This window comes from Streptomyces sp. CWNU-52B (assembly GCF_047444975.1).
In the GTDB taxonomy this organism is placed as follows: Bacteria; Actinomycetota; Actinomycetes; order Streptomycetales; family Streptomycetaceae; genus Streptomyces.
On record NZ_JBLFJV010000052.1, the window covers coordinates 1 to 649 of the forward strand.

Sequence of the window (649 nt, forward strand, 5' to 3'; positions counted from 1 at the left end):
AAATGCCGCGCCACCACACCACCCAGCACACCCGACGCCCCCGACACCACCACCCACCCCTCACCAACACCAGAACCCGACACAGCAGTCGACGAAGCAACCGGCGGAGCAGCCTCCGAAACAGTTGACGGAACAAGCTGCGAAGCAGCCGGCGGGACGCTCAACACCATCTTCCCGACGTGGCCCGCGCGGCTCATCACCTTGAAGGCCTCACCGGCTCGCCGCACATCCCACCTGGAGACCGGCAGCAGCCCCAGCGCACCCGACTCCAGCAGTCCCACGACCTCTCGCAGGATCTCCCCCAGCCGTTCCGGCTCGACCGTCGTCAGGTCGAAGGCCTGGTACTTCACGCCGTCATAGGCAGCGGCGACCTCCTCCGGATCCCGCACATCCGCCTTCCCCATCTCCACGAACCGACCACCCGGACGCACCAACCCCAACGACGCATCCACCAACTCCCCCGCCAACGAATCCAGCACCACATCCACCCCCACACCCACACCCGCCCGAAACACCTCCGCAAAACCCACCGAACGCGACGACGCCACCCGATCCCCCGACACCCCCAACCCCCGCACCACAGACCACTTCGCCTCACTCGCCGTCGCAAACACCTCCGCCCCCAACCACCCAGCCACCTGCACCGCCG

1 protein-coding gene is annotated in these 649 nt (G+C 67.5%); it reads right to left on the minus strand.

Features of this window, described 5'->3' with window-relative positions:
• On the minus strand, positions 1-644 hold a 644-nt coding region (locus ACLVWQ_RS35580; RefSeq protein ID WP_414113399.1), incomplete at its 3' end, for a zinc-binding dehydrogenase.
• Between the last annotated feature and the right edge of the window lie 5 nt (positions 645-649).